The following is a 22831-nucleotide window of genomic DNA, read 5'->3' as shown; positions in this document are numbered from 1 at the left end:
AGGACAAATCGGCTTAGCCGATTTGAACGCCGCTTGCGGCGGCCCTTCAGGGCGAGGTTTAGAGATAAGCCGAGTATTGCCAACGCACATGCGGCTTGAAGTATGACGGGCATGCAAAGGATTTTTGCATGACAGCGTGGAGCAGATTCGTTAAAGTTTTTGACAATTTTTACCTTTATTCATTTTTTAATGGCCTATCCCGTGCATTCGCAACACAACAATGCAGGATAGCGCACAGCAATCAGATCGGAGTGGCATGTCTCATTCGAATCATCATCTGACTCGACGGCGTCTATTACAAAGCGCAGCAGCAACCTGGCTGTTAAGCGTAAGTGGTGTAGGAATAGCAGCGACGACGCAGGTCGTGGCCGTGCGCGTCTGGCCGTCCTCCGCCTACACCCGCGTCACATTGGAATCTAATCACCCGCTGAAATATAAACAGTTTAGTCTGAGTAATCCTGAACGCATCGTGGTGGATATCGAAAATGTTCATCTGAACAGCGTGCTGAAGGAGATCGCCAGCCAGTTTAAGTCAGATAGCGACCCGCTGATTAAAGAAGCGCGCATCGGCCAGTTTGATAAAACCACTGTGCGCCTGGTGTTGGAGCTCAAGCAGCAGGCGACGACCAAAGTCTTTACGCTGGGGCCAGTGGCTGAATTCAAGCACCGACTGGTGCTGGATTTGTATCCCTCGGCAGGGCGCTACGACAACGAAGACGATCCGCTGCTGGCGCTGCTGGAGGATTACAACAAAGGCGATCTGGAACGTACGCTGCCAGCAGAAGCGCCGAAAGCCGGGAAAGCCGGACGGGATCGTCCGCTGATTATCATGCTCGACCCCGGTCACGGCGGTGAAGATCCCGGTGCGATTGGCAAGAATAAAACGCGCGAGAAAGATATCGTGCTACAAATTGCCCGCCGCTTGCGTAAGCTGATCGACAATGAATCCAACATGAAAGCCTATATGACGCGTAATGAAGATGTGTTCATTCCGCTGCGCGTACGGGTGGCGAAAGCGCGTAAGCAGCGTGCCGATCTGTTCATTTCGATTCATGCGGATGCGTTTACTAATCGATCGGCAAGAGGATCGTCGGTTTTTGCCCTCTCGAAGAAAGGGGCAACCAGTACTGCCGCCAGATTCCTGGCAGAGACCCAGAACGAATCGGATTTGATCGGTGGCGTGAGCATGAGTGGCGATCGCTATCTGGATCACACCATGTTCGATCTGGTGCAGACCGTGACGATTGGCGACAGCCTGAAGTTTGGTAAAGAGATCCTGACTCGGTTGGGCAGGGTGAATCGTCTGCATAAAAACAGTGTCGATCAGGCCGGGTTTGCGGTATTGAAAGCGCCGGATATTCCTTCTGTTCTGGTTGAGACGGCATTTATCAGCAATCTGGAAGAAGAGCGCAAGCTACGTACCAGCCATTTCCAGCAGCAAATTGCGGAATCCATTTTTGCAGGAATTAAAGCCTACTTTGCCAGTCAGGCTGAGCGGTAGTTGATGTTGCCGATGTAGAACGCACGATGACCGCGCCTAACTGGCGCGGTTCAGAGGAATGATGTCTGGGGCATGGTACGTATAAATAGGTAGTACGTAGAAAACAAAAAAGCACCCATTAAGGTGCTTTATCGCGCAGTTCTTAATTTAAAGAACCTTAATTGGTTGCGGGGGCCGGATTCGAACCGACGACCTTCGGGTTATGAGCCCGACGAGCTACCAGGCTGCTCCACCCCGCGTCCGTAATGACTTATTTTACTGCTTTCACATTTCTTGATGGACGACTCACATCAATTGGTTGCGGGGGCCGGATTCGAACCGACGACCTTCGGGTTATGAGCCCGACGAGCTACCAGGCTGCTCCACCCCGCGTCCGTACTGACTTATTTTTACTGCTTTCACATCTCTTGATGGACGACTCACATCAATTGGTTGCGGGGGCCGGATTTGAACCGACGACCTTCGGGTTATGAGCCCGACGAGCTACCAGGCTGCTCCACCCCGCGTCCGTGGATGCGCACTATACTCTCCATGAGCATTGATGCAACCTATTTCTATAAAAAGCGCGGTATTGGGTTGTCAGGTGATTGATTTACCACCTGATAGGTTGTTTTATGACCGCTGCGTGGCGATAAGCAGAACTCCTGGCTTTTGTTACGCCGCGTGCCGAACGGCATACGCTCGAACCGTGGATTTATATGCTGTCCCATTCCTTTATCGATAGCCGTTTGTTATCGTTCGACGGTAAATTTTTTGATGTAAAAAGCGAGCGCAAAGATGAAGGGACGGTGGGGAAAATACGTGCTGACCGCAGTGGTCATTGCCATTCTGGCGGGGTGCCAATCCAGGCCAACCGATCGCGGGCAGCAATATAAAGATGGTCACCTCAACCAGCCTCTGGAATTGGTGAATGAACCTAATGCCAAAGGAAAACCGGTCAACGCACGGGATTTCATGACCCAGGTCTCTGAAATTCGGTCGGCGTCACCTAATCTGTACTCGCGCAATAATACGACCTTTCAGGCGATTGAAAACTGGATGATGTCCGGTGCCGATACTCGCGAACTGAGCAAGTTTGGTCTGAATGCCTGGCAGATGGAAGGCGTTGATAACTTTGGTAACGTGCAGTTTACCGGTTACTACACGCCGGTGTTGCAGGCGCGTCATACCCGTCAGGGCGAATTCCGCCATCCTTTATATGCCATGCCGTCAAAGGGCAAAAAGAACCGCCGACTGCCAGATCGTGCCGGTATTTATGCCGGTGCGCTGGATGAGCGTCTGGTTCTCGCCTGGACCAATTCGCTGGTCGATAACTTCATGATGGAAGTACAAGGCAGCGCCTATATTGATTTTGGCGATGGACGCCCGCTGACGTTCTTCGGCTATGCGGGCAAAAACGGCCACGCTTACCGCAGTATTGGTAAAGTGCTGATCGACCGTGGTGAAGTGCCGCGTGAAGAGATGTCGATGCAGGCCATCCGCAAGTGGGCGGAGCAGCACACCGAGTATGAAGTGCGTGAACTGTTTGAGCAGAATCCTTCCTTTGTGTTCTTTAAGCCAATGATGTCTGCGCCCGTCAAAGGCGCAAGCGCGGTGCCGCTGGTGGCGAAAGCCTCCGTTGCCTCTGACCGTTCGCTGATTCCGGCAGGCACGGCTCTGTTAATGGAAGTGCCGCTGCTGGATAACGTTGGTAAATTCACCGGCAAGTATGAAATGCGCCTGATGATCGCGCTGGATGTCGGCGGGGCGATTAAAGGCCAGCACTTCGATATGTATCAGGGCATTGGGCCGGATGCAGGTCACTCGGCGGGTTTCTACAACCACTATGGCCGGGTCTGGGTGTTGAAGAACGCGCAAAGCAGCCCGACGAACAGTTCAGGATCGCTGTTAGTCAACAATCCACAGTAATCGTTCTTTCGTCTGAAATCTCAGAAGTGGTGTTAGGATGAACCACTTCTGAGATGAAATACTTGCTCTCCACGCGCCAGAACAGAATCAGCTTTTAAAGCCGTATTTGCTGCTCAATCCTAATTCGTTCACGATACGAACGCCGGAATCCAACGCTTCGCCCTGCAAGCCCCGCAGCGGACGGCGCAGGCTGCCTGCCGGTAACCCGACTGCCTTCATCAATGATTTCACCGCCACGGGATTGATTGCCGAGTAGGTATAGTGCAGCAGCGGCAACAGATGCTGATACGCCTTACGGAAGCGTTCTGCATCCTCGCCGTTTTTCCACGGACGAGAAATTTCGGCTAGTTCTGCTGGTGCAATATTGCCCGTCATGTTGGCAGTTCCATGTCCCCCCAACGACATCGTTGGCACCACCAGACCCAGATTGGGCGAGTCGCAGCACATTACCGACACATCGGGATTGCCTGCCAGCACTTGTGCAACCTGGCCCACGCGGGTGGTGGATTCTTTATGAATAACGTAGTTTGGGTGTTGGAAAATACGCAGCAGCGATGTCCAGTGCAGATCCGTTTTTACACGTGGTGGGTTGTTATAAATCCCTAATGGCAAATCGGTCGCATCTGCAATTTCCAGAAAGTAGCTTTCGATGTCACTCTCACTGGCACAGATATAGGCGGGGGCGGCGATAATGGCACCGTCTGCGCCGTTGTCATGTGCATAGCGCACATAGTCAATGGTGGTATCGGTATTGTTACCGGTACAGCCATAGAACAGCTTCATTTTGCTGGTGCTGTATTGTGCGGTTCGGCGGATGATCGCTTTTCTCTCATCTGGGGACAGCATGGACACTTCCCCGGTTGAGCCCATAATCAAAACGGCAGCCGTGCCGTTGTCTTCCTGGAATTTTAATAACGCTTCAAATGCGCCGAAATCCACGCTGCCATCGTCATTGAAAGGTGTAATGAGGGCAACGAATGACCCTTCAATTTTTTCTCTGCTCATGTCTGTTTCCTGTCGGTTTAAACGTGTTACGAATAACGAAAAATCAGGACTGAAGGGATGTCTCAGTCAGTGGTTTGGCGGTAAAACCCGCCTCGACAAAACGTAATAGGTGCGATAGCACGCGATCGTCATCGCGGTTGTCACACAGCCCTTTGGAGAGCAGCGCCAGACGGCCAGAACGCGGATCGGCGTCGGTTAACACATGCATGGCGGCACCGCGGGCAAATTCATAACGCCAGATCACTTCCGCGCGCGATAACGCCGGTAGCGCACGAGAAAATGCATCGATAAAACGGTGAGCGACGTGATCGAACTGCGCTGAAAGCAGGGCAGTGACCTCCAGACCTGGCGTAGCCCGCAGATGCTGTAACAGGCGAACGACAATGCGTCCGCCGTCGGGCGTGCGAGCCGTTTTAACCAGCGGGCGCAAGAGCGCATCCAGCAGCGCGGCAACGGGCAGTTCATCACCGTGATTAGCCTTTTCCACCTCATCCAGCAGACGCGTTCTTTCGTCATTTAACGGGCCGAGAACGTTGTCCAATACGGCACGCAGTAACCCTTCTTTCGAACCAAAGTAATAATTCACCGATGCCACATTCACGTTGGTGGCTTCCGTTATTTCGCGAATCGTCGTTAGCTCACTGCCTTTGCAGGCGAAGATCGTGATGGCCTCACGCAGGATGCGCTGCTTAATGTCAGCCTCTTTTTCTTTGCTTTGATCTTTGGTTTTCAATAACGCCACCATGATTCATCCTTTTTGCTCACGCTCGCCGTCGGATGCACCGACGTCATGCATTGTTAGATTGAGGTCGTGGGGAAATGCGCTCCCGCTAGACTCGGTTCCTGATAACGTCAGTTCTGGATAACTCACTCCTTGGTAAACCCAGTCCTTGGTAAACCCAATTCTTGATAAACCAATGTCGCCCAATAGCGGATCCCTAATGGGATCAGCGCATCATTAAAGTCGTAGTGCGGGGTGTGTAGGTGATGCACGTTGGGCGCATTTTTTTCGCTGTTACCCAGCATCATGAAGGCACCGGGGCGCTGCTCCAGCATGTAGGCAAAATCTTCTGCACCCAGCAGCGGCGTCATTGCGGTGTTAACCTGTTCGAATCCGACGACCTGCGCGGCAGCGTTAACGGCTAACTGCGTGGCGTGCGTATCGTTAACCAGCGCGGGATACTGCCGTTCATAATGCACGTCGGCCGTTGCGCCAAAACCTTGTGCGGTGCTGTGTGCCAGCTCTCGCAGGCGCGTTTCCAGCAGGTGGCGAACGCTCGGCGAATAGCTCCGTCCGGTTCCTTTAAGGATGACGTTATCCGGGATAACGTTTGGGGAATGGCTGTCACCGCCCTGAATATGACCGATGCTGAGCACCGCCGCGTCCATCGCAGGGACGTTGCGGCTGACGATGGTTTGCAGGCCCAGCATAAATTGCGCGGCGGGCAGCGTCGGATCGATAGAGAGGTGCACGCCTGAACCACCGTGTCCGCCCGTGCCGTGAAACGTGACCTGCCAGGTGTCGCTGGCCGCCAGCATCGGGCCGCTGCGAATCGCGAATTGACCCACCTCGATACCGGGTTTGTTATGCAGGCCAAACAGTCGGTTGCAGGGGAACCTGGTCAGCAGGCCGTCATTGAGCATGGCAAGTCCGCCACCTAATCCTTCTTCTGCGGGCTGGAAAATAAAATGTACCGTGCCAGCAAAGTCGGGGTGCTGAGACAAATAGCGTGCGGCACCCAGCAGCATGGTGGTGTGCCCATCGTGTCCGCAGGCATGCATTTTCCCTGCATGCACCGAGGCATAGGGCAGATCCGTTTTCTCATTGATATACAGCGCATCCATGTCTGCCCGCAGGCCGATGCTGTCTTCACCGGGATAACGGCCACGTAGGGTGGCGACCACGCCCGTTCCACCGATGCCGGTGGTGACGGCAAGCCCCCATGCCGCCAGCTTTTCCGCCACCAGTTGCGCAGTAGCAACCTCTTCAAAGCCGATTTCTGGGTGCTGATGAATATGGTGACGAATCGCAATCAGCTCAGGTAAAAAATCCTGAATGACCGATTCCATCGCTGCTTGATCAATAGCGGTTGATGTATTCACTTGGCGTTCACTGTGCTTATCCATGCGCCTGCCTGCTCATCAGCTGTGGAGATACAGGCGTTTCGCGCTGCCCGCCGCCGGGGACGGCATCGATCAGTTTGCGGGTGTACGGGTGCTGTGGCTGATGCCAGATGCTGTGGTGATCGCCACTTTCCACGCAGCGCCCGTTTTGCATCACCATGACCCGGTCGGCGATATAGCGTACTACCGCGAGATCGTGGGAAATAAATAGCAGCGACAGGCCCATTTCGTTTTTTAACTCAACCAACAGATTGAGGATCTGCGCCTGAATAGAGACATCAAGTGCGGACACCGGCTCGTCGCAAATCACCAGCGAAGGACGTACCACCAGCGCACGGGCAATACCGATACGCTGGCGCTGGCCACCGGAAAATTCATGGGGATAGCGGCTCAGGCTGCTTTGCGGCAGACCAACACGATCGATGATATTTTTGATCGCCTGCTGTCGCTGCGCACGATCGCCAAGGCCGTGCACAATCAGCGGCGTTTCAAGGATATGCTGAATGCTGTGGCGTGGATTCAGCGACGCATAAGGGTCTTGAAAAATCATCTGTACCCGCTGACGCAGTGCTTTCAGCCGTGATTCTTTTAGCGTGGTGATGTCTTGCCCATCGAACACGATCTGCCCGTGTGAAGGTGGTAGCAGGCGCAGAATGGTTTTGGACAGGGTGGATTTACCACAGCCGGATTCGCCCACCAGACCGAGCGTTTCACCGGGCAAAATAGTCAGTGACACATCGTCAACGGCGAGCACCTTGCCCTGCGCGGTTGAATAGCGAGTATGAATATTTTTCAGCGAGAGCAGCGGTGGCTGGCTCGTATCGGTGGCTCGGTGAATTAAGGTGGGCGGCGTCAGCAGCGTAAAGCCTTCATCCATTGGCGCGTGATGGATTTCCGCCAGCCGATGGGTGCGGTAGTGCCTGTCCTGATCCATGTGCAGCGATGTCGCTAACAGCCCGCGCGTGTAGCTGTGCTTGGGGGCGAAATGGTGTGTGGATGACTGAAACAGGTCGGCTGCCTGTGCTTCTTCTACCTTTTGCCCGGCATACATCACCGCTACACGGTCGGCCCATTGCGCCACCAGCCCAAGATCGTGGGTAATCAGCAGCAGGCTCATCGAGAATTCACGCCGCAGGTTATCCAGCAGCGCCAGAATCTGTGCCTGAATGGTGACGTCCAGCGCCGTGGTCGGTTCATCGGCAATGAGCAGACGCGGACGGCAAGCCACTGCCATAGCGATCATGACGCGCTGACGCTGTCCGCCAGACAGGTTATGTGGGTAGTCATCCACCCGGCGCGCTGGTTCAGGGATCTTGACCAGATCCAACAGCTCGATGGCGCGCGTCTGTGCTTGTGCGGGCGTCAGCGTTTCATGCAACCGCAGTGTTTCGCTAATCTGTTGCCCGATGGAAAGTACTGGATTGAGCGAGGTCATCGGTTCCTGAAAAATCATCGACAGCGCATTACCACGCAGCTGGCGCATCTGCCGGTCTGGTAGAGTAAGTAGATCCTGTCCATCAAACAGGATGCGCCCGCTGATTGTTCCCGGTTCGGCGACCAATCGCATCAGGGACAGCGCCGTCGCGGATTTACCGCAGCCGGATTCGCCGACCAGCGCCAGCGTTTCTCCGGCGTTAATCGTCAGGTTGAGTCCTCGAACGGCCTGATGACCGGGAAAATCAACGCGTAAATCTTGAATATCGACCAGCGGCTTCATGCGCTTCTCCCCCGTAACCGTGGATTCAGGGCATCGTTCAATGCGTCGCCCACCAGATTCAGTGACAGCACGGTTAAGACCAGCGCGGTGCCGGGCAAGGCGGTAAGAAACCAGGCGGTACGCAGCGATTCTCGGCCCGCGCCGATCATGCTGCCCCAGCTCACGCGGTTCGGATCGCCAAAGCCCAAGAAGGAGAGTGCGGATTCAATCAAAATGGCCGAGGCGACCATGACCGACGTGGTGACGATGATCGACGGCAGCGCGTTCGGTAGCATTTCCTGAAAGATGATGCGCAGGCTGGAAAATCCCTGACTGCGTGCGGCTAACACAAAATCGCTTTCACGCAGCGAGCGAAACTCGGCCCGCACCAGACGTGCAATCGTCGGCCAGGAGGCAATACCGATGGCCAGTGAAATCAGCGTCACCGAAGGGGAACCGATGGCGACCAACACCACGACTAACAAAAAGGTCGGGAAGGTCTGGAACAGTTCGGTGATGTGAACCAGCAGGTCATCAACCCGACCGCCAAAATAGCCCGCCAGCGCACCGACGACGGTGCCAATTAACAGGCTGACGATGACCGCCGAGAAGCCAATCTGCAAAGAAACCTGTGAACCGTGGACGATTCCAGCGGCGACATCCCGGCCCATCGAATCGGTTCCTAACGGGAAATCAGGATTTTCGCCCGGCCACAAGAAAGGCTGAGCGACCATATCCAGCGGATCGCCGGGATACAGCAACGGTGCGAAAGCGGCCATCAGAAATACCGTAATCAGCAACAGCAGGCCAGCCATCCCGGCGGGGTTGCGGACAAATGCACGCACCTCCGGTGACAGGCGAAAAGGCATTTTTAACGGGCGAGTTGCTGCTGAGCTAACGCCGTCCGCTGCGGCTTTCTTCGGTGTGAGATTTTCAGGAGAAAAGTGATTCATATCAGCGCGCCTTAATTCGGGGATCGAGCCAGGATTGCAGTAAGTCCACCAGCACGTTAGCCAAAATGACTAAGAAGGCGGAAAGCAGCAGGACGCCTAACAAGACGTTGAAGTCACGTGCCATTACCGCTTCCAGCGCCAGACGGCCCAGTCCCGGCCAGCTAAAGACCGTCTCGACCACAGCCGCCCCGCCCAGCAGATTGCCGAAGTGCATACCGGCAACGGTCGTGATAGGCAGCAGCGCACAGCGTAGAATGTGCCTGACGGTAACCCACAGCGGCGACAGCCCTTTGGCATGTGCGGTGCGCACGAAATCCTGCTGGGCAATTTCCAACATGGCCGCGCGGGTCAGGCGGGCGTAAATGGCGATAAAAAAGCTGCTCAGTGCCACAACCGGAAGGATGGCATGCTGCAACATATCCTTGAAATATGCCCAGCCAGTGAGGTTCGCGCCGATGGTGATATTGCCGCCGCTTGGTAGCCAATCAAGATGTACGGAAAACAGAATCAGCGTCATCAGGCCGATCCAGAATCCCGGCGTGGAGTAGAGCAGAAGTGCGATCAGCGAGAGCAGGCGGTCGGGCCATTTACCCGCCCACACCGCCATGATCGTTCCCAGCGTTATGCCGATGATGATGGCGAAAACCTGTGACAGCAGCATCAGGAACAGTGTGCCCGGTAGCCGTGACAGGATCAGATCCATTACCGGCGCGTTGTAGCGAGGCGAAAAGCCGAGGCTGAACTGCGCCAAATTGCCCAAATAAACCGAAAGCTGTTGCAGTATGGGTTGATCGAGACCGAACTGAGCGCGCAGGTGTGCCATCGTCGCTTCGGTTGCATTGCCTGCCTCGCCAGCCAGCACATCCACGGCGTCTCCCGGTACCAGCTGCAACAGGAAAAACACCAGAATGATAATGCCAATCGCCGTTGGCAGCGCGTGAAGCAGGGTACGCCATAGTACGCGCCCGATTCGTTCTACTTTATTCATCACATACCTTCATGAGAGTTCCCCTGCCCGCGCAGGGGAATGTCGTATTACGATTACTGATCCAGCCACACGTCGGCCAGACTGCCGTTGACGCCCTGAATATCGGTGACGACGTTATGTACGCGCTTGTTGTAAATCGTCTGGCGCTTAATTTGGAGCAGGTTTAAATCGGGAATATCCGTGGCGATGATGCGCTGGAACTGCTTGTACAGCTCCACGCGTTTTTCAGGATCGGTTTCTACCGAGGCCTGCTCAAGCAAACGATCTACTTCTGGATTGCTGTAATGTGAGCCGTTGCCGAAAGGTACGCCCGGTTGATAGGTTTTTGACCAGTACAGACGCTGTACGCCCACGGCAGGATCGAACAGGTTCGAGATGGAACCATTGTTGAAGTCAAAGTCGCGGTCGGTATAAACGCGCTTAACGAAGGTGGCGAAATCCTGTGAGCGAATGGTGACGTCAATCCCCACTTTGGCCAGTGCGGATTTGAGGTATTCCGCCACGCGTTTGAAGCTATCGCCATAGGGCATGAAATCATGTACCAGCTTGAAGCGGATACCGTTTGCCTGACGTGGGAAGCCGGCTTCGTCCAGCAGTTTGTTCGCTTTGGCAATATCGAAGCCATAAGGTGACGGCGTGGCATCATGGAACTGCGCCAGCTCTGGCGTAATCGGCGTCGGTGAACTGACCGCATAGCCGTACCACACCACATTTTTCAACACATCAATATTGATGCTGTGCGCAATGGCCTGGCGAACCTTCAGATTCTTCAGGTAAGGGTTATCCAGATTGAACTCAATGCGGGTTTGCGTTGGGCTGTAACCGTAGCCAGCGGTTTCAATGCCCAGCTTGGGGTTTTTCTTGATGCGTTCAATTTCACTCAGCGGAACGGGAGAGTCGCTTCCCAGATCGAGCGCGCCGGTTTCAAGCGCAATTGTGCGAGTGGCGGCATCGGGAATAATCTTCACCACCAGTTTATCGACGTAAGGCTTGGGACTGTCCCAGTAGTTCGGGTTACGTTCATACAGGATATGGCTGCCACGAACCCATTCTTTGAAGACGAACGGGCCGGTTCCAATCGGTGCGGTATTGTGGGGATTCGACAGAATGTCTGTGCCTTCGTATAAGTGTTTCGGCACGATAGGCGCTTCGTTAGCGGAGAACGTGCTCAGCAGGTAAGGTGCGGGTTTTGACAGTTCCAGGATCGCGGTATACGGATCCGGGGTTTTCACTTCGGTGACGTTAGCAAACGTGCCCTGACCGCGTGAATTGTATTTTTTGACGGTCAGAATAGAAAACGCGACGTCCGCAGAGGTGAAGTCTTGCCCATCATGCCATTTCACGCCTTTACGCAAATGGAACGTATATTGTTTGCCGTCCGGGCTTACTGACCAACTGGTCGCCAGCTGCGGGGTCGGCTTCATATCGAAATCGTAATTCAACAGACCTTCAATCACCTTGGCGTTGACCTTCATCACTGCGCCGCTGGTGCTGACCAGACTGGTTAATACGGGCGGTTCAGGCTCGGCCAAAAAGTTCAGCGTGCCGCCGCGCTTTGGCGTCTGCGTTTCTGCCTGTGCGGCAAGGCCGAAGAGCGAAGACGTCAGAATCAACGCTGACAAGAATAGATTTTTTTTCATATTTCCCATCCGTATGCAGAGGGCAGCGTTGTGCGCTCCGCCTTTATTTTTTTAATGGCGTGTTTTGAATGATGTGTTTTGGGTGAAAAAACCGTTCTCTTCAGGAGGAAGAGAAATCAGGCTGAATTAAGTCAACATCGGGGCAGTAAAATAGCGTCATTACCGTTGCTGTGTGGCGTAATGGGTTTCATGCTGCGTTCCTGGTTTGAATAACGAAAAAATAATAAAACTGCCTGAACCACTTCTTTATTTTCTGGTTAAACCCTAGCCCAACGTGTGTTTTAAACGAACGTTTAAATATGGATAAGTAATGTCACATTACGCATAAGCTATTCACGCTTCTTGCTGTTGGGGACACAGATAATTCGAGTTATTATCCAGCCTGCTAATTACTTATCCTGAGGTTGTCATGGCGATTAAACGTTATCCACATCTTGCGCACTGGGGCGCGTTTACCGCTGTGGTTGAAGACGGCAAACTGATTCGCTGCGAGCCATTTGCCGACGATCCGGCACCGTCCGCCATGCTAGATTCCATCGTGCCGCTGGTGTATTCCGACCGACGTATCCGTCGGCCTTCGGTGCGTCGCTCCTGGCTTCAGAAACGCGAAAACAACGACAGAACGCTGCGTGGCCGGGAAGACTTTGTTGAAGTAGATTGGGACGTCGCGCTCGATCTGGTCGCGCAGGAAAATCGCCGTATCCGCGATCGCTACGGTGCGGACGGCCTTTTTGCCGGTTCTTACGGCTGGTCGTCTGCCGGGCGCTATCACCACGCGCGTTCTCAGGTTCGACGCTTCTATTTCTCCGGCGGCGGCGCGGTCGATCAGCAGGGCAATTACAGCTGGGGGGCGGCGCAGTTCTTCCTGCCGTACGTGATTGGCACCTTTCATCCGCTGACGGGCAAGGTCACCGAATGGCGCAGCGTTGCCGAACATTGTGATATTTTCCTCGCGTTTGGCGGTCTGGCGCTGAAAAACGCACAGGTGGCATCCGGCGGGGCCGGGCACCACACGCTTAAGCCCGCGCTGGAAGCGCTGGTGGCGAAAGGAATTCCGGTCATCAACATCAGCCCGATGCGCGATGACTGCCCTGAATTTGTGAATGCCGAGTGGATTCCAATTCGCCCGAATACCGATGTCGCCTTGATGCTGGCACTGGGCTATGAGATTCAGCGTTTGGGCGCTGACGATAAGGATTTCCTGCAACGCTACTGCGTCGGTTATGAACAACTGAGTGACTATTTGCACGGTCGCGGCGACGGCGTGGTGAAAACCCCCGAATGGGCCAGCGACATCACAGGCATTCCCGCCGAGCGCATCCGACGTCTGGCGCAGCAGTTGATCGGCGTACGCAGTTTCATTACCTGTTCTTACTCCGTGCAGCGCGCCCATCGTGGCGAACAGCCTTACTGGATGATGATTGCGCTGTCTTCCATGCTGGGCCAGGTGGGGTTACCGGGCGGCGGATTCTCCTTCGGCCACGGTTCGATGAACAGCGTCGGCAACGAGCGTATTTCAACGCCTGCGCCAGCGTCTCCATCAACCCCGAACGCGGGGAAGGCGATTCCCGTGGCGCGTATCGCCGATATGCTACTGCATCCGGGAACGCCTTATACCTTTCAGGGCGAAACCCACACTTATCCCGATATTCATCTGATTCACTGGGCGGGCGGTAACCCGTTCCATCATCACCAGCAGTTGAACCGTTTGGTGGACGGCTGGCGCAAGCCGGATACGGTGATTGTGCAGGATATCGTCTGGACGCCAGCGGCGCAGATGGCGGATATCGTGCTGCCCGTCACCACGACACTAGAGCGTAATGATATCGGTGGGTCGTCTCGCGATCGCTTTATCTTTGCCATGCATCAGGCGATTGCGCCGCAGCATCAGGCGCGTAATGACGTGGATATTTTCAGCGAATTGGCAGAGCGTCTGGGTTATGGCGAGGCGTTCACGCAAAATCGCAGCGAGCAGCAGTGGCTGGAACACCTTTATGAGGAATGCCGTTCAAGGCAGCGAGATGCCGCTGACCGCTGGCCGTCATTTGAGGATTTCTGGCAGCAGGGACATGTGGAAATCCCGATGGATGAAAAGCCGTTTGTGTTCTTTGAGGATTTCCGCCGCGATCCGCAGCAGCATGCGCTCAGTACGCCAAGCGGTAAAATTGAACTGTTTAGCTCAGCCATCGCCAGCTATGGCTATGCGGATTTTGCGCCGCATCCTGAATGGCAGCCTCCCGTTGAATGGCTGGGTGCCAAAAGCACGGAAGAGTGGCCGCTGCACTTTATTTCCATTCAGCCGTCCGACCGTTTGCACAGCCAACTGGCCGCTACACCGCAGGTTGCCGCGAATAAGACCGCAGGAAAAGAGACGCTTTACATGCACCCGCAGGACGCCGCTGCGAGGGATATCGTCGATCGCTCGCAGGTGGAAGTCAGAAACGCGCGTGGCCGTATTCTGGCGGGCGTACAAATTACCGACGGCGTCACACCGGGCGTGGTGATTATGTCCACCGGTGCCTGGTTTGAGCCCGGCTTCGGCCAGAAAACGTGGCATCCGGTTGAACAATCAGGAAATGCGAATGTACTGACGCTGGATATCGGCACGTCGCCGCTGACGCAGGGACCGAACGCCATGAGCTGTCTGGTGGATGTCGTGCGGGTTTAGCGCTATTCTGAGCCGCTTTTTCTCGCGGTTTTATTTTCCTGTGATTTTGTTTTCGTAAGGTTGGTTGAATGAGTACGCAATTATCCGAAGCCTATTTGCAACGCTTCGGCGGCACCGCGCGGTTGTATGGGCAACAGGCGCTGGCGCTGTTTTCTCAGGCTCACGTTTGCGTGATTGGTATTGGTGGCGTCGGCTCTTGGGCGGCTGAGGCGCTGGCACGTACCGGCATCGGCGCGATCACGCTGATCGATATGGATGATGTGTGTGTCAGTAACACCAACCGGCAGATTCACGCGCTGCGTCAGCACACCGGACAGTCGAAGACGGAGGTGATGGCCGAACGTATTCTGGCGATCAACCCGGAATGCCGCGTCACCTGCGTGGATGATTTCATTAGCGCAGAAAATGTGGCCGAGCTGCTCGACCAGAACTTCAGCTATGTGATTGACGCTATCGACAGCGTGCGTCCGAAGGCAGCGCTGCTCTCCTACTGCCGGCGCTATAAGATCCCGGTGGTGACAACCGGCGGTGCGGGCGGGCAGATCGATCCGACCCGCATTGAAGTCGTCGATCTGGCGAAAACGATTCAGGATCCGCTAGCCGCCAAGCTGCGTGAGCGGTTAAAGCACGATTTTAACGTGGTGAAGAACAGCAAAGGAAAGCTGGGCATCGACTGCGTGTTTTCCAGCGAACCGCTGGTGTATCCGCAGCCTGACGGTTCCGTCTGTGCGTCGCGCAGTACGGCTGATGGGGTGATGCGTATGGATTGTGCGTCAGGCTTTGGCGCTGCGACGATGGTCACCGCAACCTTTGGATTTGTTGCGGTATCTCATGCGCTGAAGAAGATGATAGCGAAAAGGGAAAGGGCGTCTGCGCCGCAGAAATAAATAGCGCGAATACCGCTATTTGTCCGCAGCCTCTTGTTCAGCAATCTCCTTGATTCTGGCGGCCAGCGCCGCCAGTCCGCTTGAACGCGAAGCGCTGAGCTGCGCGCGAAGCCCTAGCTTATCGAACAGCGCCAGCGGATCGTGCTGCAATAGCGCTTCTGGCGTTTCTCCCTCTACGGCGGTTAACAAGACCGCCAGTAATCCCCGCACAATGCGCCCGTCGCTGTCGCCGTAAAAATGCAGCCTGCCGTCTTCCTGACGTTGATGACCTAGCCAGACGCGATTTTCACAGCCGGATAATGAAATCTCCTCGGTTTTCAGCTCGTCTGGCAACGTTGGTAACGCCTTTGCCAGCAAAATGAGCTGCCGATAGCGATCTTCCCATGCGCGGCAGGCATCGAAGCGGGCCAGCAGGTCGGCGACAGTGGTGTGGTGGCCAAAAGGATGCGTGGTGTCAGTTGTCTGGGTCATGGTTTAGTCGATCAGTAATTCAAGGGCGTTGCCCACTGCGGCGATCAGCGCAGCAACATCTTGTTGGTTGTTATACGGGGCAAACGAAGCGCGGAGCGTGCCGCTGACACCGAGTGCGTCCATCAGCGGCTGCGCACAGTGATGTCCGGCGCGCAGTGCGATGCCGCTTTCGGCTAGCAGCGTAACCAGATCGCTGTGGTGCACATCGGCAATATCAAAGGACAGCACGCTGGAATGCGGGCTACGGAAGCTGCGAAAGCCGGGGAACTGCGCTAAATACGTTTCGGCAAGCTGCGCTAACTGCTGGCTATGCTGCTCTGCGGCGTGCCAATCCAGCGTAGTCAGCCAGTCGAGTGCCGCAGACAGGCCAAGCACGCCGGCAATGTGCGGCGTTCCCGCTTCAAAGCGCTGTGGAATCGCCTGCGGTTTGAAACTGTCAAAGGACACCTGCGTCATCATCTTCCCGCCGCCTTGCCACGGCATCATGCTTTCCAGCAAGGCGGTTTTGCCGTACAGCACGCCAATCCCGGTTGGGGCATAAAGCTTGTGTCCGGAAAATGCGTAGAAATCGATATCCAGCGCCTGCACATCGGGTGGGCAATGAACGATGCCCTGTGCGCCGTCAACTATCACCACCGCACCATAGCGGTGAGCCAGCGCAATCGCACGCGCCAGATCGGGCTGGCCGCCTGTCACGTTTGACATCTGTCCCAGCGCCAGCAGGCGGGTTTTTGGCGTGATCAGCGTGGCGAGCTGTTCGATATCCGGTAACAAGTCCGCGCCTATCGGTAACTTCACGATATTCGCGCCCGTTTGCTGCGCCACCATCAGCCACGGAATGAGGTTAGCGTGATGTTCCGTTTCGCTCACGACGATCTCGTCGCCGGGTTGAAGGCGAGGGCGCGCATAGCTCTGCGCGACCAGATTGATCGCTTCCGTCGTGCCTCTGGTCCAGACAATGGAACGCGGATCGTCTGCGTGGAGCAACGCGGCAACTTGCTCACGAGCGCCTTCAAAACGCTGCGTTAACGCCTGCGCGCCGCGATGCTGGCTGCGATGCACCGTACCACTCTCGCTGCCATAGAACGCCTGCACAGCATTAATGACGGGCTGCGGCTTCAGTGCGGTCGCGGCGCTATCAAGATAGACAGTTGAATGCTGGAGAGCGGGGAACTGTTGGCGAAAGGTGGCGGGGTTAAACGGTGTCATGAGCATCCTCTTTTGGAGGGCAGATCCTGTCCCATTTTGTCGAGAGAGACAAGTTTAGGACTATGCCTAATGCGATTTTATGGAAAAAAAAGCAACTATTGCTACGCTTTAAAGTGTTAATTTTCAGGATTTCCTGATGAATAAGGTTAACTAGAAAACATTTAAATTCATTGAGGGTTAACTATGAAGAATAAAATTTCTATTTTTGCCGCTATCGTGATGGCGTTTTCTCTGGCAGCCTGTTCCAGTAATTACGTCATGCATACCAATGACGGTCGTACCATCGTCGCAGAGGGGAAACCGAAGGTTGATGATGAGACGGGTATGATCAGCTATACCGATGCCTACGGTCAGCAGCAGCAAATTAACCGTGATAATGTGAAAGAAATGGCGAAAGGGAAATAGTGCCGTTTGCCCATCATCACACGTTGCCTGTTAAGCTGTGCCAGATGCTAGATCAGCGTGCCATGGCATTCAGGCGTGAATCGTAAGCAAAAAAAAGCACCGCAATTTGCGGTGCTACACAAAAAATCACTTTGGACAGACAGGGTAAATGTACAGGAAGTGAATAGGGTAGACTCGCTACCACATCTGCAAAAGGCAGACAAACAAATAGCAAACACAACATCACAACCACAAGCCAAAAGCACCTCAGGTCACCCCTCCGCACTTTTCGTTCCGGCCCAGGAAGTTGCGCTAATATAGGTATTTGCTGGTACATCCTCAACGGACAAATTATAATGTCTCGGATTACAAAAACTAATATATGTACCCGTCATCTTTTCGTTGTGGAGAGGTTGGTCGCTGTCGATTATTTTGATCGTGTAGACAGCGGATCGGCTGGGGCGATTTCCGATTGTCGCCTTTCTGCACCTTAAGCGTTATTGGGTACGAATGTGCCTGATAAATCGCTGATTTAGCGTAAACCAAAAGATTTCATTCATGTCAAAACGTCTCCCTCCGCTCAACGCATTGCGCGTTTTTGATGCGGCGGCTCGCCATTTAAGTTTTACCAAAGCGGCAGAAGAACTGTTTGTTACGCAGGCTGCCGTCAGCCACCAGATTAAGTCACTGGAAGATTTCCTGGGGCTTAAATTATTCCGCCGTCGTAATCGCTCCCTGCTACTGACGGAGGAAGGACAAAGTTACTATCTTGATATCAAAGAGATCTTCTCCTCTTTGAATGAGGCAACCCGTAAGCTGCAATCCCGCAGCGCCAAAGGCGCATTAACGGTCAGCCTGCTGCCTAGCTTTGCCATTCATTGGCTGGTGCCGCGTCTTTCGAGTTTTAACTCCGACTACCCAGGGATTGATGTGCGTATTCAGGCGGTGGATCGCGATGAAGATCGGCTGGCGGATGACGTGGATGTCGCGATTTTCTACGGTCGGGGAAACTGGCCGGGGCTGCGGGTAGAAAAGCTGTACGCCGAATATCTGTTGCCAGTTTGCTCGCCGGTGCTGCTGACGGGGAATCATCCGTTAAAAACGCCGGACGATCTGGTTGCACATACGCTGCTGCACGATGCGTCGCGTCGTGACTGGCTGTCCTATACGCGCCAGCTTGGCGTGCAGATTAACGTGCAGCAAGGGCCGATTTTCAGCCACAGCGCGATGGTGTTGCAGGCGGCCATCCACGGGCAGGGCGTCGCGCTGGCAAATAATGTGATGGCGCAGACGGAAATCGAAGCGGGGCGACTGGTGTGTCCGTTTAACGATGTGTTGGTCAGCCGGAATGCTTTTTATCTGGTATGTCATGACAGTCAGGCAGAACTGGGTAAAATAGCCGCCTTTCGCCATTGGATTCTGGCGCGGGCAGCCAGTGAACAGGAAAAATTTCGCTTCCGCTATGACAACGGCACGCGCTGAAGCCGTGTCAGCTGGCTGATTAACCGAATAACTCACGTAGATAACTACGTTTCAGACTGATGACAGATCTATTTGCAGAATGAGAATGGCGGTCTTTGTCAGCAACCTCGTTTATAGGTAATAACGTATAGGTAATAACGATGAATAGTCGTTTCATGCTGGTGTTTGCTGCTATCAGTGGCTTCACTTTTGTCGCGCTGGGCGCGTTTGGCTCTCACGTTCTCAGCAAAACGCTGGGTGTAACGGAGCTGGGTTGGTTGAAAACCGGCCTTGAATATCAGGCATTTCACACGCTGGCGATTTTGGCGCTAGCGGTTGCGATGCAACAGCGAACCAATCTGTGGTTTTACTGGAGCAGCGTTTTTCTGGCGTTGGGAACGGTACTCTTCAGCGGAAGTTTGTACTGTCTGGCGCTTTCTCACCTGAAACTGTGGGTTTATGTGACGCCGATTGGCGGAGCCTGTTTTCTGGTGGGGTGGATATTATTATTGATTGGCGCACTGCGTCTGAAGAGAAAGGCTGAACGCCATGAATAAAGTCATTTTGTATTGCCGTCCTGGGTTTGAGAAAGAGTGTGCGGCAGAAATAACGGAAAAAGCCACGCAGCATAATGCGTTCGGCTTCGCACGGGTAAAAGAGAACAGTGGCTACGTCGTGTTTGAATGCTATCAGCATGAAGATGCCGAACGTCTGGTCAAAACGCTGCCGTTTCATGAGCTGATTTTTGCTCGCCAGATGTTCGTGAGCGGTGAACTGCTACGCGACCTGCCGCCAGAAGACCGCATCACGCCCATCGTTGGTATGCTGACTGGAGCCATTGAACGCGCGGGAGAGCTGCGCGTTGAAGTTCCCGACACCAATGAAAGCAAAGAGCTGATGAAGTTCTGCCGCAAATTCACCGTGCCGCTGCGCGCGGCATTGCGCGAACACAAAATTCTGCTGGGTTATGAAAAAGCGGATCGCCCGGTGCTCCATGTGCTGTTCATTGCGCCCGGCTGCTGCTATGCCGGTTACTCTTATAGCAATAACAATTCACCGTTTTATATGGGGATCCCACGCCTCAAGTTCCCTTCTGATGCACCAAGCCGCTCGACACTGAAGCTGGAAGAAGCGTTTCACGTCTTTATTCCTGCAGACGAGTGGGATGAGCGTCTGGGCAGCGGTATGTACGCGGTGGATTTAGGTGCCTGCCCCGGCGGCTGGACTTACCAACTGGTTAAACGCAGCATGATGGTTTATGCGGTAGACAACGGCCCAATGGCACCGAGCCTGATGGACACCGGACAGGTGATGCACCATCAGGCGGATGGTTTCCGCTTCGAGGTACCGCGTAATAACGTGTATTGGCTGGTGTGCGATATGGTGGAGAAACCGGCGAAAGTCACCAGCCTGATGAGTGATTGGCTGATCAAAGGCTGGTGTCGTGAAGCGATATTCAACCTGAAGTTGCCGATGAAGAAGCGCTATGAAGAGGTATCGCAGAATCTTGCCGTGCTGCGCGAACGCCTAAGCGAAAATGGCGTTAATGCTGAAGTGCATGCCAAGCATTTGTATCATGACCGTGAAGAAATCACCGTGCATGTTCGTCGTTTCTGGAGCGCAGTGCCCGGCCGTCGCGACGAGCGATAGTCTCGATCTGGTGCGTATCTGGGAGTCACTCAGGTACGCATCCGTATTTATCTGCTAGTGAGAATGCGGCTGAGCGCTATTCTGCACCGGCAGCCTCAACTGTTGAAGATTGCCATTAAGCGTTAAATCGGTACGCAGCGTCGCAACCTGACGGCTGATCAGTGCCATTTCTTTATGCTGCTCCAGCTTCTTACGCCACTTCTCTGGTACGGTTTCCAACTGCTGATACAACGCCTCCAGACTCCCTGCCTGTTGCAAAAGCTGTGTGGCACTTTTAGGACCGATTCCTGCGACGCCCGGAATCTTACTGCTGCTAATGCCTGCCAGCCCCCAGTAGTCCGTAAGCTGCTGCGGTGACACACCAAATTCCTGTTCGATAAACGGCAGATCCAGCCAGCGTTTCTGAAAGTAATCCCTGATCTGAATGTGTGGTGCCAGTAGCTGGCAATACCCTTTGTCAGTCGACACGATCGTTGCCTGATGACCTGCGGATGACAGCTTGGCGGCCAGCGTAGCGGCCAGATCGTCAGCTTCATTGCCGGGACTATGCCAGCTTGCTACGCCGACGGCGGCAAATGCCGCTTTAATCTGCGGGAGTTCCTGCTTCAGATTCTCCGGCATTGGCGTGCGTCCTGCTTTGTAGTCCGGTAGGAGCTGGTGACGCCAGCTGGTATCGCGATCTTCATCATCAAAGACGGCGACAGCATGCGTAGGCTGACTGTTTTGTATGAGTTGATGCAGCGCATGTTGGCATGCTGTGATACAGGGAGAACCTTGTACCGCATGAATGCGACGTATCAGATTGAGCGCGTCGACAATCAGCAAATGGACGGGCATCGCGTAATTCCTGATGTGATAAGAGGGGGAAGCCAGGCTTCCCCACAGAGGTACGACCGAGCGGTAAACCGTTAGGAGCAGATTTCGTAGCAGGGGATATAGGCGCTGCCGGGCAGCTTCATGCGCTGTTGTGCGACAAAGCCCTGTAGCAGCGTATCCATGCTTTTCATCATCTGCGGGTCACCGTGAATTTTGTACGGCCCACGTTGCTCAATCGCCTGAATACCGACTTCCTTCACATTACCAGCCACAATGCCGGAGAACGCCCGACGCAGCGCGGCAGCCAACTCTTCAGCGGGCTGATTAGGATGCAGGTTGAGGTCGGCCATATTTTCATGTGTCGGCTCAAAAGGCAGTTGCAGATCGGGTGCGATGCGCAGTGACCAGTTAAAGCTGTAGGCATCGCCCGTGTGGCGGCGACTTTCTTTCACCTGCGGCATCGCTTTCTTCATCTGACGGGCGACTTCTGCGGCATCATTAATGATGATCGAGTAGTAACGACGCGCCTGACGGCCCAGCGTGCTAACAATGAATTCGTCCAGTACGCGGAAATAGTCTGCACTTTCCTCCGGCCCGGTCAGGATAATCGGCAGCACCTGCTCGCTGTTTTCCGGGTTCATCATAATGCCCAGCAGATAGAGGAACTCTTCCGCCGTTCCAACCCCGCCGGGGAAAATAATGATGCCGTGTCCGATACGGACAAACGCTTCCAGACGCTTTTCGATATCCGGCATGATAATCAGTTCATTGACCAGCGGATTCGGTGGTTCAGCGGCAATGATGGACGGTTCAGTCATGCCGATGAACCGTCCTTCTTTATAGCGCTGCTGCGCGTGACCGACAGCGGCACCTTTCATTGGTGCTTCCATCGCACCCGGACCGCAGCCCGTGCAGATATTCAGTTCACGCAGGCCGAGCTGACTGCCTACCTTACGGCCATACTGGTATTCGATTTCATTAATCGAGTGGCCGCCCCAGCAAACCACCATGTTCGGTTCTTCCCCGACGTGGAGCGCTCTGGCATTACGCAGGATAGAGAACACCAGATTGGTGATATGGGCGGAATTTTCCAGATTCAGGTTCTGATAGCGACCTGCGCTGGCGATTTGGCCATTGACGAACAGAATGTCGCGCAATACGGCGAACAGGTTAGCCTGCAAGGCTCGAATGATGTTGCCGTCAACGAAGGCGTCTTCCGGCGGGTTCACCAATTCCAGTTTGACGCCGCGCTCGCGGCGCAGCACGTTGATATCAAAATCTTCATAACGAGACAGCAGCTCTTTACTGTTATCTGTCTGGCTACCGGAATTCAGTACGGCGAGGGAACAGTTGCGAAACAAACGGTAGAGATCGCTGCTGGCTGTGCTTTTCAGCATGTCCACTTCCAACTGCGATAACAAATCCATCGATCCCAATGGGCTGATATGTGTAATCAATTTTGCTCCTTGA

At 54.4% G+C, this 22831-nt stretch carries 19 protein-coding genes and 3 tRNA genes; 8 read left to right on the top strand and 14 right to left on the bottom strand.

The features are described 5' to 3' along the window. Positions 1-256 precede the first annotated feature (256 nt). Positions 257-1501: an N-acetylmuramoyl-L-alanine amidase AmiC gene (amiC, locus tag MYB54_RS16890; RefSeq protein WP_248721085.1), complete on the top strand. Its 1245-nt coding sequence runs from the start codon at positions 257-259 to the stop codon at positions 1499-1501. Between the two features lie 162 nt (positions 1502-1663). Here amiC and MYB54_RS16885 read toward each other — a convergent pair. From MYB54_RS16885 to MYB54_RS16875, 3 genes are all read right to left on the bottom strand, one after another. Further along, positions 1664-1740 (bottom strand) — tRNA-Met (locus tag MYB54_RS16885). A 56-nt stretch (positions 1741-1796) separates the two neighbouring features. Next, positions 1797-1873: transfer RNA gene (locus MYB54_RS16880), tRNA-Met, on the bottom strand. 57 nt (positions 1874-1930) lie between these two features. Next, positions 1931-2007 (bottom strand) — tRNA-Met (locus MYB54_RS16875). A 271-nt stretch (positions 2008-2278) separates the two neighbouring features. Here MYB54_RS16875 and mltA point away from each other — a divergent pair. After that, positions 2279-3409, top strand: coding sequence for a murein transglycosylase A (mltA, locus tag MYB54_RS16870; RefSeq protein ID WP_039502769.1), 1131 nt, complete (start codon positions 2279-2281; stop codon positions 3407-3409). A gap of 87 nt (positions 3410-3496) precedes the next feature. On the opposite strand, the gene MYB54_RS16865 is transcribed toward mltA, so the two are convergent. The 7 genes from MYB54_RS16865 to MYB54_RS16835 all read right to left on the bottom strand — a co-directional run bounded on the left by MYB54_RS16865 (position 3497) and on the right by MYB54_RS16835 (position 11815). After that, a complete protein-coding gene (locus MYB54_RS16865; RefSeq protein ID WP_040034983.1) occupies positions 3497-4414 on the bottom strand; it encodes a 4-hydroxy-tetrahydrodipicolinate synthase family protein in 918 nt (305 codons plus the stop codon). Positions 4415-4457: 43 nt separating this feature from the next. After that, positions 4458-5159: a TetR/AcrR family transcriptional regulator gene (locus tag MYB54_RS16860; RefSeq protein WP_039520853.1), complete on the bottom strand. Its 702-nt coding sequence runs from the start codon at positions 5157-5159 to the stop codon at positions 4458-4460. Between the two features lie 122 nt (positions 5160-5281). Further along, positions 5282-6484 carry a M20 aminoacylase family protein gene (locus tag MYB54_RS16855; RefSeq protein ID WP_248721980.1) on the bottom strand — a complete coding sequence of 401 codons (1203 nt, stop codon included), beginning with the start codon at positions 6482-6484 and terminating at the stop codon, positions 5282-5284. Between the two features lie 49 nt (positions 6485-6533). Beyond that, a complete protein-coding gene (locus tag MYB54_RS16850) occupies positions 6534-8255 on the bottom strand; it encodes an ABC transporter ATP-binding protein (RefSeq protein WP_248721084.1) in 1722 nt (573 codons plus the stop codon). Further along, positions 8252-9187: an ABC transporter permease gene (locus tag MYB54_RS16845; RefSeq protein WP_248721083.1), complete on the bottom strand. Its 936-nt coding sequence runs from the start codon at positions 9185-9187 to the stop codon at positions 8252-8254. Before MYB54_RS16845 ends, MYB54_RS16850 begins: the two co-directional genes overlap by 4 nt. 1 nt (position 9188) lies before the next feature. Further along, positions 9189-10175 (bottom strand): ABC transporter permease, encoded by a 987-nt coding sequence (locus MYB54_RS16840; RefSeq protein WP_014914428.1) that lies wholly within the window; start codon positions 10173-10175, stop codon positions 9189-9191. A 53-nt stretch (positions 10176-10228) separates the two neighbouring features. Further along, the gene (locus MYB54_RS16835) at positions 10229-11815 is read right to left on the bottom strand and encodes an ABC transporter substrate-binding protein (protein ID WP_248721082.1); all 1587 of its coding nucleotides are present in this window, start codon (positions 11813-11815) and stop codon (positions 10229-10231) included. Positions 11816-12224: 409 nt separating this feature from the next. Between MYB54_RS16835 and MYB54_RS16830 the strand changes: the two genes are divergently transcribed. Together MYB54_RS16830 and tcdA are read left to right on the top strand one after the other, a co-directional pair. Beyond that, the gene (locus tag MYB54_RS16830; protein WP_248721081.1) at positions 12225-14483 is read left to right on the top strand and encodes a molybdopterin-dependent oxidoreductase; all 2259 of its coding nucleotides are present in this window, start codon (positions 12225-12227) and stop codon (positions 14481-14483) included. 68 nt (positions 14484-14551) lie between these two features. Beyond that, the gene (gene tcdA / locus MYB54_RS16825; protein ID WP_010284764.1) at positions 14552-15370 is read left to right on the top strand and encodes a tRNA cyclic N6-threonylcarbamoyladenosine(37) synthase TcdA; all 819 of its coding nucleotides are present in this window, start codon (positions 14552-14554) and stop codon (positions 15368-15370) included. A gap of 15 nt (positions 15371-15385) precedes the next feature. Here the strand turns inward: tcdA and csdE are convergent, their stop codons facing one another. After that, positions 15386-15841 (bottom strand): cysteine desulfurase sulfur acceptor subunit CsdE, encoded by a 456-nt coding sequence (gene csdE, locus MYB54_RS16820; protein ID WP_248721080.1) that lies wholly within the window; start codon positions 15839-15841, stop codon positions 15386-15388. A gap of 3 nt (positions 15842-15844) precedes the next feature. Next, positions 15845-17050, bottom strand: a complete 1206-nt coding sequence (gene csdA / locus MYB54_RS16815; protein WP_248721079.1) for a cysteine desulfurase CsdA — start codon at positions 17048-17050, stop codon at positions 15845-15847. 183 nt (positions 17051-17233) lie between these two features. Between csdA and MYB54_RS16810 the strand changes: the two genes are divergently transcribed. The 4 genes from MYB54_RS16810 to rlmM all read left to right on the top strand — a co-directional run bounded on the left by MYB54_RS16810 (position 17234) and on the right by rlmM (position 20545). Beyond that, on the top strand, positions 17234-17455 hold the full coding sequence (locus tag MYB54_RS16810) for a YgdI/YgdR family lipoprotein (protein WP_005975888.1): 222 nt from the start codon (positions 17234-17236) through the stop codon (positions 17453-17455). A 537-nt stretch (positions 17456-17992) separates the two neighbouring features. After that, complete coding sequence (locus MYB54_RS16805) at positions 17993-18916, top strand: transcriptional regulator GcvA (protein ID WP_010296350.1); 924 nt, start codon at positions 17993-17995, stop codon at positions 18914-18916. Positions 18917-19056: 140 nt separating this feature from the next. Continuing rightward, positions 19057-19452 (top strand): DUF423 domain-containing protein, encoded by a 396-nt coding sequence (locus MYB54_RS16800; RefSeq protein ID WP_039276086.1) that lies wholly within the window; start codon positions 19057-19059, stop codon positions 19450-19452. Beyond that, entirely contained in the window at positions 19445-20545 is a 1101-nt protein-coding gene (gene rlmM / locus MYB54_RS16795; RefSeq protein ID WP_010284783.1) for a 23S rRNA (cytidine(2498)-2'-O)-methyltransferase RlmM, read from the top strand. Before MYB54_RS16800 ends, rlmM begins: the two co-directional genes overlap by 8 nt. A 54-nt stretch (positions 20546-20599) precedes the next feature. Here the strand turns inward: rlmM and xni are convergent, their stop codons facing one another. Both xni and ppnN read right to left on the bottom strand, forming a co-directional pair. Continuing rightward, entirely contained in the window at positions 20600-21382 is a 783-nt protein-coding gene (gene xni / locus MYB54_RS16790; RefSeq protein WP_039525111.1) for a flap endonuclease Xni, read from the bottom strand. 71 nt (positions 21383-21453) lie between these two features. Next, the gene (ppnN, locus tag MYB54_RS16785) at positions 21454-22818 is read right to left on the bottom strand and encodes a nucleotide 5'-monophosphate nucleosidase PpnN (RefSeq protein ID WP_010284789.1); all 1365 of its coding nucleotides are present in this window, start codon (positions 22816-22818) and stop codon (positions 21454-21456) included. Between the last annotated feature and the right edge of the window lie 13 nt (positions 22819-22831).

The organism is Pectobacterium nicotianae (assembly GCF_023272715.1).
GTDB lineage: Bacteria > Pseudomonadota > Gammaproteobacteria > Enterobacterales > Enterobacteriaceae > Pectobacterium > Pectobacterium brasiliense.
The sequence above is the reverse complement of the archived record's forward strand: the minus strand, read 5'-3'. Positions and strand labels throughout refer to the sequence as shown.

Bases quoted from the DNA above. Each gene is read 5' to 3' on its own strand.
- amiC (WP_248721085.1), top strand. From the start codon at position 257: ATGTCTCATTCGAATCATCATCTGACTCGACGGCGTCTATTACAAAGC.
- mltA (WP_039502769.1), top strand. From the start codon at position 2,279: ATGAAGGGACGGTGGGGAAAATACGTGCTGACCGCAGTGGTCATTGCC.
- MYB54_RS16865 (WP_040034983.1), bottom strand. From the start codon at position 4,414: ATGAGCAGAGAAAAAATTGAAGGGTCATTCGTTGCCCTCATTACACCT.
- MYB54_RS16860 (WP_039520853.1), bottom strand. From the start codon at position 5,159: ATGGTGGCGTTATTGAAAACCAAAGATCAAAGCAAAGAAAAAGAGGCT.
- MYB54_RS16855 (WP_248721980.1), bottom strand. From the start codon at position 6,484: ATGGAATCGGTCATTCAGGATTTTTTACCTGAGCTGATTGCGATTCGT.
- MYB54_RS16850 (WP_248721084.1), bottom strand. From the start codon at position 8,255: ATGAAGCCGCTGGTCGATATTCAAGATTTACGCGTTGATTTTCCCGGT.
- MYB54_RS16845 (WP_248721083.1), bottom strand. From the start codon at position 9,187: ATGAATCACTTTTCTCCTGAAAATCTCACACCGAAGAAAGCCGCAGCG.
- MYB54_RS16840 (WP_014914428.1), bottom strand. From the start codon at position 10,175: ATGAATAAAGTAGAACGAATCGGGCGCGTACTATGGCGTACCCTGCTT.
- MYB54_RS16835 (WP_248721082.1), bottom strand. From the start codon at position 11,815: ATGAAAAAAAATCTATTCTTGTCAGCGTTGATTCTGACGTCTTCGCTC.
- MYB54_RS16830 (WP_248721081.1), top strand. From the start codon at position 12,225: ATGGCGATTAAACGTTATCCACATCTTGCGCACTGGGGCGCGTTTACC.
- tcdA (WP_010284764.1), top strand. From the start codon at position 14,552: ATGAGTACGCAATTATCCGAAGCCTATTTGCAACGCTTCGGCGGCACC.
- csdE (WP_248721080.1), bottom strand. From the start codon at position 15,841: ATGACCCAGACAACTGACACCACGCATCCTTTTGGCCACCACACCACT.
- csdA (WP_248721079.1), bottom strand. From the start codon at position 17,050: ATGACACCGTTTAACCCCGCCACCTTTCGCCAACAGTTCCCCGCTCTC.
- MYB54_RS16810 (WP_005975888.1), top strand. From the start codon at position 17,234: ATGAAGAATAAAATTTCTATTTTTGCCGCTATCGTGATGGCGTTTTCT.
- MYB54_RS16805 (WP_010296350.1), top strand. From the start codon at position 17,993: ATGTCAAAACGTCTCCCTCCGCTCAACGCATTGCGCGTTTTTGATGCG.
- MYB54_RS16800 (WP_039276086.1), top strand. From the start codon at position 19,057: ATGAATAGTCGTTTCATGCTGGTGTTTGCTGCTATCAGTGGCTTCACT.
- rlmM (WP_010284783.1), top strand. From the start codon at position 19,445: ATGAATAAAGTCATTTTGTATTGCCGTCCTGGGTTTGAGAAAGAGTGT.
- xni (WP_039525111.1), bottom strand. From the start codon at position 21,382: ATGCCCGTCCATTTGCTGATTGTCGACGCGCTCAATCTGATACGTCGC.